Source organism: Vibrio sp. 2-1-2a (assembly GCF_032648565.1).
Taxonomy (GTDB): Bacteria; Pseudomonadota; Gammaproteobacteria; order Enterobacterales; family Vibrionaceae; genus Vibrio; species Vibrio diabolicus.
In genome coordinates this window covers 97,114-105,464 of record NZ_WBOH01000010.1, presented here as the reverse complement: position 1 = coordinate 105,464, position 8,351 = coordinate 97,114, and the positions used below count along the sequence as shown (strand labels likewise).

Here is an 8,351-nt window from a genome sequence, read left to right as displayed (position 1 = left end):
AGGCGATCTTCTATCTATAACGTACATCGCTTTTCAGTCTATATTTAGAGTTGATCGTCTCATTGTGTAGGATGGGCTTTTTTCGTTTTATCTTGAAAAAATCGGAGAATTATCTCGGCGCGCTACATTATCTACATTACTTATTACTTTCTCACTCACAATAATAATAAAGAGATAATAAAATGATATTTACAGAATTAGAATGCACAAGAAGCCAACAAACCGCAAAGGACGCTCAGAACCTCGTCGAATATGGCGCTAAACAAAAAGACGCAGATAACCTGGTGAAGTACGGCGCTGGTAAAACAAAACATGCTCCAGCCTCTGAAGGACACTCATTCTTCATCTGTGCTAACGAAATCGAATCTATACCTGTTGAAATGGGTGAGCCAGCTACTTGCGCTGACTGGCACGATGCTATAACAGAGCTTCAAAGCTCATACAGGCATAATCCGCACGTTAAGCACCCTTTCCGTCACTTCGTTATATCCATCGATAAAGGAGAGCGACTTACCGACAAGCAGTGGCGTAAAACAGTTAGAAAGACAATGAACCGCTTAGGTTACAAAAACGCACGCTACATCGCTTTCAGACATGCAGATACTGATTCTCAGCACGTACACATAACAGCATCAACACAAGACTTGGAAACAAACAAAGTAATAAGCAATTGGATGTCTGTTGAAACCGCCCAAGGGGTAATGCGCGAACAAGAAAAAGAGTTTGGATTAAGACAACTAGAAAACTCATCAGAGATACTAGCAAGGGGCGAAGCGGTCGTTTCTGACAAGTACTCTCACTCAGTCAAGCTGATGGTAAGACGCTTAGTTGAATCAAGCATCAAAGAGCTACCATCGCTAGTGCAAGCTAGGGCAAACATGCTAAAGAAACTAGGTGTAAACGATGAGCACACCACTCAAGCGAGCTTAGCTCTTTATCAAATAGCACTGCTAAGAAACGGCGTTGAGATAATACTTAAAGAAGACAGAAGCAACGAAAAATTCGTTGGTCTTGTTTACAAATACAATGACTTCATCATACCAGCTTCTAAGCTCAGGAGCGGTAACAAGTTCACCCTCGGCGGCTTGATAAAATCTGGTGTCCTGAAAAGTGATGCAAACATTATAAGTAGCTATGACGAGTCACAAGTCGAAAATTATGATCTTAGAGAAATGTTTGAATCGCAAAAAGATTTTGCAGAGCAAAGATTTGAAACAGTAAGAAAAGACGCTGAAGCACATGCTGATAAAGTAAAGAAGCAAGCTGAAGAGTGGGATAAGCACATGCTTAACTGCTTCATTATCTCATGCAAAAAGCAACATCAAAAAGCAATAGAAGATGCGATAGATTTTTGGATGTATCATGGTAAACGCATCAACAAACGCGACAAAGCTTTCGTTCACGCAATTTACGAACAAGAGAGAGGCATATACTCAGCATCTAAGACGCTAAGTAAATTCTTCTATCATCAGCTTCTAATCTTGTTTGAACTAAGCAAGCAGAACCACTGGGGATTGAAAGCAACCCCTGTTGCGACACATGAAGATCAAGAGCTAGTAATTAACCAAGCCATTGAACAAATAGAAAAAGCTTATGAAAACGAAGGTATTTTTGCTGACAACAAAAAGCGGAATAGAAGACGTAACATCAAGAAGAAATCAAAATATATCGCTGAAAATACATATTAATTAATTGATAACGTTACAGTTCCTACAAAGCAGAAAAAATCCCCTCTACCGCGATTTCAAAAAAACAAAAGTGACAAGATGCTTTACATTATTGTCCGAGACCCTGAGTTAATAAATGGTAGCGGCAACGCGACACATGTAACATTAATAAAGCTACCGAGCACTGCCCTCTCCTCTCCGCGATCTATAAAACACCTTATTGCGAAATCTGGAAATTACGAAATTACTGAGCACAACCTTGACGGGATCATGTCTCACTTTAGACCAGCTAACGAGTTATATAAGAAGTACCGCAAAGAGGAACGACATGAAAGACAATGTGTTGTTATCAATGAAAAAACATTATCTTTGCGCAATTTCTGTGAAACTGCATGAAGCTCTAGAGATGTTTGACGAACTAGAAAGTGAAGATGAAATTAATGCTGAAGAAGCTCAAGAGCTACATCAAGTACTATACAGAATAAAAACTAAACTGGATGCGGCGAAGTTCCCAGCCGTTCTATTTAATGACTACGTGTTCAGCTCAGGCAACAGCAACAATTAACAAGCTACAAGAGCGAAAAGAAAAAGCATTACATCAATCTCTGATGCATCAAGCTTAAAAAGATTTACACCTTACGCAAGCACTTTAACGCCTTTCGATTACACGCCTAAATCGAAGAAAGCTGGCGAAGATGCTCAAAATCTAATCGCATACTTAACGAAAATAGAAGCAAACAGCCCCAAGGCTGCCTTTCCTTCTTACCCTTGACTGAGGGTAAAACCATAACTACCCTCTATAGAGGGTAAAAAATGAGGAATTGTTATGTTGATAACATCGCCCAGACAATTAGCAATACATCTACGTGATGAAAGAAAACACAAGAATCTCTCGCAAGCTAAGGCTGCCGACCCTGTAGGTCTAAAACAAGACACTATTTCCAAGTTTGAGATTAATCCAGAAACGACTAGGATTCAGACATTGTTTCGCATCTTATCATCGCTAAATCTGGAAGTGCATATAGTGCCAAAAGGAGAAAGTATCGAGCTGAAAGCCGACAGTGGGAGCGAAGAGAAATGGTGAGTCAAGTCATTCCCACGCGTGGGAATGAGTACAAATAAAATAAAAATATAGAATCAACTGTATTAGCTCCGACTAGATCTGACACTTCAATTTGAAATGAAGAGAGTTACCCGCTTTGATTCTTTGATTAAAGGTGCTTAATCCGAAACCAAGGAAACTAAGGGGTAACTCTCATGCTTCATACTAGCAATCCAATCATCAAACACAAAGCTGGTCTTCTCAATCTTGCAGAAGAACTTGGCAATGTATCAAGAGCTTGTAAGGTTATGGGCGTATCAAGAGACACTTTCTACCGCTATCAAGAGTTGGTTGAAACAGGTGGTGTTGACGCATTGATTAACCAAAATCGAAAAGCACCAAACCTTAAAAATCGCGTCGACAATGAAACTGAACAAACGGTTTACAGTACGCGATTGATTTCCCCGCACATGGTCAAGTGAGAACAAGCAGTGAGCTGCGAAAGCTTGGCGTGTTTATCTTTCCAAGTGGTGTCCGCTCAATCTGGCTTAGAAACGATCTTGAGAACTTCAAAAAGCGACTTATTGCTTTAGAGAAACAGGTCAATGAGAACGGCATCATTTTAACGGATGAGCAAGTTGCAGCTCTAGAGAGTAAAAAACATGACGATGAAGCCTGCGGTGAGATAGAAACGGCTCATCCAGGCTACTTGGGCTCTCAGGATACCTTCTATGTAGGCAACTTGAAGGGAGTTGGACGCATCTACCAACAAACCTTTGTCGATACCTACAGTAAAGTCGCTTTTGCTAAGCTCTATAACACGAAAACGCCTATTACCGCAGCAGATATGCTAAATGACAAAGTGTTGCCGTTCTTCGAAGCGCACGAGCTACCAATGCTGAATGCTGCGAATACTTATTGACAGAGGTACCGAATACTGTGGCCTAGTTGAGCAACATGACTATCAGCTTTACCTCGCTATAAACGATATCGATCATACGAAAACCAAAGCAATGACAGCCGCAAACGAACGGCATTTGCGAACGCTTCCACTAGACGATATTAAATGAGTTTTACCAAGTCACCTTCAGAAAGAAACTATATAGCTCAATGGAAGAGTTACATAAAGATCTGGAGGAATGGATGGACTACTACTACAATCATCGTACTCATCAAGGAAAAATGTGCTGTGGCAGAACGCCAATAGATACATTAGAAGATGGGAAACCAATCTGGGCTGAAAAGAATCTAGCCCAGATATAATCTGACAGGCACCGAATCAAAAATGGGTAACTGTCAGATCAGGTCTGAATTAGTACAATTAAATGCTATTTTAATTACAATAAATTTATATTATTTAAAGAAATCAAGACATCAAATTTGAATAGAAATAAAAAAAGCTCCATCGTGGCTTTTGGTTCTACTTTGTCTAATCGCTTATGTGATCCCACAAATCATAACGATCTATATATCTATTGAGATCATCTTCATATACACTATTAAGCTCATGAAATAATCTAGATGTGAAGTCAAGATCGCCGTAATGCAGCCCTTCCTTGCATTCTTCAATAAACTCATCGTATTCAGCTTCATTTTCAAAAAGCTTGTAAGCCATCAGTTTTTCATCATTAGACCACGCCTCTGCTAACTCGTAACTTTCAGCTAAAATCACAATCTCTTCACTGTCGATAACTTTGTATGCATTTAGATCAGTAGCTCTGTAGTAGAACGTACCTGTGATGCCGCTATCATACGTTTCTTCTTCAAGCTTTCTGTCTATTAAAAATTCAATTAGTTTTTCCACGTTTTTAATTCTCTTTTTATTATAGCTTTAAGTTTGAGTGTTTTCTCACTTCTTATTTTTATTAGTGCATGACTTTTTCATTGTGCTTCTTTTCCAAGTACTCATCAGTTTTGTTGAGCAGGTACTTTTTAAAAGCTATGTTCATATTTTTCTCTTTCATGTACTCATTAAAATCATGCATGATTTTTGGTGCGTGCCTGCTTAACCCACCCATTAAGAGCCTGTCCGTATTTGCCGGGCAACTAAACGGTTCTCTGTAGTTATCTCTCACTGTATTCACAGAAGCAACAGCTAATGTTTCACCCGTCTTTAATGATCTTACTTTTATATCTATATTTCTGTTCGAACTGCCCCACGCATGAATCTTTCCGACTTCAATCTCTACTTTAAACTTGTCGTCAAAAGTACTAGTTAATGCCTCAACTCTATCTAGCTGAGCTTGCTGTTGCGTTTGTAATTCAGCTTGTTGTTTGTAAAGTAAATCTATTGCTTCGTAAACCATAATTCAAACCTTTTTTATTATTTTATTTCTTCATTATAAGAGTTTATTTTGTAATTGAAAATATAAATTTCCAAATAAAACATATTAATTTAATTTATAATTTTTTAAACTACACATAAAATAAATATTTCTTCAGATTTCCTGCTTTGATGATTTTCTTGTTTTCCTTAAAACAATACACAAAGAAGATAAAAAGACAAAATGGCTATTTGATGTCAATTATCTTATTTAAACTCATGCAACTAAAACAGATAATTTATTTAAGATAAAAATGCCCCGACCAGTAGTGAGAAGGTCAGGGCAGAAAAAAACCAGTGTTACTGGGGTTGATAAGATAACTATAAACAAGAAAGCTTAATTGCTTGTCTATGATTATAATATTAAAACCAAGACATTGTAAGTTTATTTTTAGAACTATTTATCCGAACATGCTATTTCCATTTGCAGATAGAATAAAGCTTGAGTTCCGCTGTCTTTAAAACCATATTTAATTATTTTCTGCGCGTTGCGCGGAGTACAATAGAGCAACTTGCTGAGCATTGTTGTAGATGCTCTGTCACGATAAACCATGCCCTCATCGATCATTAGTTTTGATACGTCCTCCCCCGTCAACAGGGAAGTTTTCATTAGTTCTTTTACTTTTCTCATTTTATTGATTCCTATTTTTATTATTATTTTATTTATATAGATCTACTAGTACTTCTTCGTATTGCTCAAGACTTTTGAACTCGCTTGACGGTTCTTTCTCAAGCACACCCAGCGCTTTCAGGGAAGGTACTGCAAGTGGATGTAAACAGTGCTTGTAACGTTTATTGTTAGTACTTCCGAAACGAGGACTGTCTATACCGAGCGCTTTAAGCAAAGCTCTCAAGCGCTTCTCAGCAATGGCTTTATCATTAGCTTTTACTTTTGATTCAGTGATTCGTATCTTGTCTTTCTGAGAAAATGCTTTATTGAACTTAGCTTTGTTGGCATGAAGATAGCTGTACACTTCAACTGCATCAGCGATTACAAACTCTGTCGTTAAATCTAGTTCGATTTCATTACCTCCAACATCAGTGATATTGCCCTTCAATGAATCTATAAAGATTTGCATTGCTTCTGCGATATTCTTTTGCTTTATAGTTTGTTTAACATCATACATCGCTTTGACAGTAACCTTGTCAGCAATGATTTCGGCAACTTTAACTGCATGGTCTTTCTTGAATTTCTCAGCGAACTTAACTGCTTTGATATCTACATCTTTGACATCAATAGCTAGCTTGTCAGCAACCTTTTTCTTTTCTACTGACATAGTAGTTTCTTCAGATTTACAGGTGCTTTGCTTTAATCTCTTAGCTGCTTCACTATCAATACATTCAGCACTAGCAATTGCTTCTTGCATGAACTTCTTGTTAGCTTTTTTAACAGAGTTCTGCTCTTTCTTAATCAGTGCTTTTTCATCTTCGCTGTAACGAGTTGGAGCTTGATGATTAAAGCCGAGGTTTTCTAGAGTTAGCGTAAGAGATAAAGCTAAATCACTTAGCAATACATCTCTTCGTTTAGCGAACTCAGCTTCCAGTCTTTCTTCAAGTGATGCTGCATATTCTAAGTAATTTGAAAATCCAAACGATGGTTTTTTGTCTGTATCAAGAGCAAAAATGATGTTGGTTGCTGTGCGTAGTCTTCTGCTAATTTGTACTAGGGGCATCGGAAGCAAGATGCCATGACATAGAACGATAACAGTGTTGCAGTAGTTAGCAGTTATGTTGAACCCTTCGCGCACACACGGGGTTACGATCACTGTTTTGTATTTCACAATTTCAGTATTTGGATTTTTAAGGAATGCTTTCTGCTCATTTTGTCCTTTATTGTCCGCATGAACCAAAAGAATTCTCGCTTTTAGCGCCGCCTTTTCATCAACGAAACCAGATTTCTTTACGTACTCAGAGTCTTTCAACATGTTGATGGCTTCCCTTTTATTATCTGAAGCAATAAACATGTTTTCGTTATCATCAATTAGCTTTTTCTCAATTAGACGTGCCTCCATCATGTCGATGTCATCGATTTGTGTTGTGATTGATGAATATGGATTTTGCTGACAAGTGCCTGATGATTTAATGAACGGTCTTGCCAGTTCTAAAAGCTGTAATGCAGATTCAGTACCTTTGCTTGTTTTTGCATGCGAAGGAGGAGTCGGCTCACTGTAGTTTAAATCATAAGCGCTGACCTTTTTACCAAATGATCTGAGAAAACTAAGCGAAATGGCATCGCTAGCATCTGCGTCCATCGCAACGACTCTAGCTTGCTTCTTTTCGAAAAGTTCAGTTAAGCGCGTACGAATAGTTTCTTTTTGCTTCTGGTTCAAAAACTCAACTTCAGCACTATTACTTTCTTCAAATAGCGCTTGAATGTTTTTCTCACACTCGTCAAAGATGAAGTAGCCGCAATTTTTAACGAATTCGAAAACATGGTCTTTTAGAAGAGAGTGCATAGTGCAGCTAAAGTGATCAGCTTGTTCGAATGCAGAGATGCTCTCTTCGCTGTGAGCGACAACTGTCTTAGCTTTTTTAGGTGCGTACTGTTCAGCAACACTTCTTAGTGTTGTTATAGAACAGCTCTTCACTTGTTTGCTGTACGCGAGGCGACACAGCTTTTGTGCGTAAGTGGTTTTGTTAGCACCAGTCTGGGCTTTGATTAACTCGATAGTATCAACGTTTTCATTCGCACGATTGAACACCTTCACGTACATCTCTTCTTTTGAAGAAAGCTTGGTTGAGTAATTAAGATTTGTTGTTGAGTTAACCACGTTACGAATCGTAGAAATTGATGCATTAAGTTTTTTTTCTGCGATTTGTAATGGAATATCAGCAATGGAAGAAAGCATAGATATTGCTTCATTAACTGAAGCATGGACAGGAACTAGAGAACGAACAGCATTAGCAAGAATGCTAAGGTTTTTGTCAGTTGAGAATTCATCGTAGAAATCTGCAAGAAGATGAACATCAGATAAAATACCATATTCTTTTCTTTTAATAATCCTGTTGCTGTTTACATCTTTGATCTCAACTTTATTATACATACATGTTTCAACAACACTATGCACATTCATCATTGAAAAATCAAAAGCAACTAAAGCAACCTTTAACTTGGCTGATTTCATCGTAGCTACTGTTGGTGATAAGCACTCTGAGCTTGTACTGACCAGCTTGTGATTTGTGTTTTTTATAATGCTGTCTATAGCATCTTGATTTGCATTATCTGTCACTATAATAGTAACGATAGTATCATCATTATTTTTTAATGGAGTGTACATATTAAGCCTTTGTATATTTATAATTATCTTTATTTTTATAA

General features: G+C 37.8%; 7 protein-coding genes and 1 pseudogene. 4 read left to right on the top strand and 4 right to left on the bottom strand.

From position 1 onward, the window contains the following. Nucleotides 1-182 precede the first annotated feature (182 nt). The 4 genes and pseudogenes from F7Y48_RS20485 to F7Y48_RS20470 all read left to right on the top strand — a co-directional run bounded on the left by F7Y48_RS20485 (nt 183) and on the right by F7Y48_RS20470 (nt 3,972). Nucleotides 183-1,688 carry a relaxase/mobilization nuclease domain-containing protein gene (locus F7Y48_RS20485; RefSeq protein ID WP_316685330.1) on the top strand — a complete coding sequence of 502 codons (1,506 nt, stop codon included), beginning with the start codon at nt 183-185 and terminating at the stop codon, nt 1,686-1,688. A 307-nt stretch (nt 1,689-1,995) separates the two neighbouring features. Further along, on the top strand, nt 1,996-2,232 hold the full coding sequence (locus F7Y48_RS20480) for a hypothetical protein (RefSeq protein WP_023584773.1): 237 nt from the start codon (nt 1,996-1,998) through the stop codon (nt 2,230-2,232). A gap of 261 nt (nt 2,233-2,493) precedes the next feature. Further along, nucleotides 2,494-2,751 carry a helix-turn-helix domain-containing protein gene (locus tag F7Y48_RS20475; RefSeq protein ID WP_065302320.1) on the top strand — a complete coding sequence of 86 codons (258 nt, stop codon included), beginning with the start codon at nt 2,494-2,496 and terminating at the stop codon, nt 2,749-2,751. A gap of 173 nt (nt 2,752-2,924) precedes the next feature. After that, a pseudogene (locus F7Y48_RS20470) lies at nt 2,925-3,972 on the top strand (IS481 family transposase). A gap of 166 nt (nt 3,973-4,138) precedes the next feature. Here F7Y48_RS20470 and F7Y48_RS20465 read toward each other — a convergent pair. The 4 genes from F7Y48_RS20465 to F7Y48_RS20450 all read right to left on the bottom strand — a co-directional run bounded on the left by F7Y48_RS20465 (nt 4,139) and on the right by F7Y48_RS20450 (nt 8,310). Beyond that, entirely contained in the window at nt 4,139-4,513 is a 375-nt protein-coding gene (locus F7Y48_RS20465) for a hypothetical protein (RefSeq protein WP_023584768.1), read from the bottom strand. 61 nt (nt 4,514-4,574) lie between these two features. Beyond that, nucleotides 4,575-5,015, bottom strand: a complete 441-nt coding sequence (locus tag F7Y48_RS20460; RefSeq protein WP_301660855.1) for a hypothetical protein — start codon at nt 5,013-5,015, stop codon at nt 4,575-4,577. Nucleotides 5,016-5,429: 414 nt separating this feature from the next. Further along, the gene (locus F7Y48_RS20455) at nt 5,430-5,663 is read right to left on the bottom strand and encodes a hypothetical protein (RefSeq protein WP_023584766.1); all 234 of its coding nucleotides are present in this window, start codon (nt 5,661-5,663) and stop codon (nt 5,430-5,432) included. A 28-nt stretch (nt 5,664-5,691) separates the two neighbouring features. After that, nucleotides 5,692-8,310, bottom strand: a complete 2,619-nt coding sequence (locus F7Y48_RS20450) for a hypothetical protein (RefSeq protein ID WP_316685329.1) — start codon at nt 8,308-8,310, stop codon at nt 5,692-5,694. Nucleotides 8,311-8,351 lie beyond the last annotated feature (41 nt).

Coding starts and splice junctions, on each gene's coding strand:
- F7Y48_RS20455 (WP_023584766.1), bottom strand. CDS start 5,663: ATGAGAAAAGTAAAAGAACTAATGAAAACTTCCCTGTTGACGGGGGAG.
- F7Y48_RS20480 (WP_023584773.1), top strand. CDS start 1,996: ATGAAAGACAATGTGTTGTTATCAATGAAAAAACATTATCTTTGCGCA.
- F7Y48_RS20475 (WP_065302320.1), top strand. CDS start 2,494: ATGTTGATAACATCGCCCAGACAATTAGCAATACATCTACGTGATGAA.
- F7Y48_RS20460 (WP_301660855.1), bottom strand. CDS start 5,015: ATGGTTTACGAAGCAATAGATTTACTTTACAAACAACAAGCTGAATTA.
- F7Y48_RS20450 (WP_316685329.1), bottom strand. CDS start 8,310: ATGTACACTCCATTAAAAAATAATGATGATACTATCGTTACTATTATA.
- F7Y48_RS20485 (WP_316685330.1), top strand. CDS start 183: ATGATATTTACAGAATTAGAATGCACAAGAAGCCAACAAACCGCAAAG.